At 62.0% G+C, this 416-nt stretch carries 1 protein-coding gene; it reads left to right on the top strand.

Going from position 1 to position 416, the window contains the following annotated elements:
- Positions 1-24 precede the first annotated feature (24 nt).
- Positions 25-416: IS110 family transposase (locus tag Q7A36_RS40995; protein WP_370655825.1), on the top strand; the 392-nt coding region annotated here is incomplete at its 3' end.

The raw sequence follows: 416 nt of genomic DNA, 5'->3' as shown, positions 1-416 counted from the left end.
CTCTGGCGTGGTCAGTGCCCGACGCTGCCCGAGCAGATTGAGCAAGCCGTTCGACGGCATGCCGGCGATGAAGCGGCGGTCGGGGTAGAGACCGGTCCCATGACACCCTGGCTGGTCCACGAACTGCGCAGACGAAAACTCAACGTTATCTGCCTTGATGCCAGGCATGCGCGTGCAGCTCTCCAAATGCAGATCAACAAGACTGACCAGAACGACGCGGAGGGATTGGCCCAGATCATGCGGACTGGCTGGTACCGCGCCGTACATGTCAAATCGTACGAGGCACATCGGGCTCGTGCCCTGCTCGGAGCGAGGGCGCAGCTGGTTGGCATGACCACACGCTTGTCGAACCACATCCGGGGCGTGCTCAAGGTATTTGGACTGCTGCCGGGCGCCATGCGCGGCCTACCATTTGA

Source organism: Paracraurococcus lichenis (assembly GCF_030657435.1).
Classification (GTDB): Bacteria; Pseudomonadota; Alphaproteobacteria; order Acetobacterales; family Acetobacteraceae; genus Paracraurococcus; species Paracraurococcus lichenis.
Note: the sequence above shows the minus strand (reverse complement) of the source record. Positions and strands in the feature narration are given on the sequence as shown.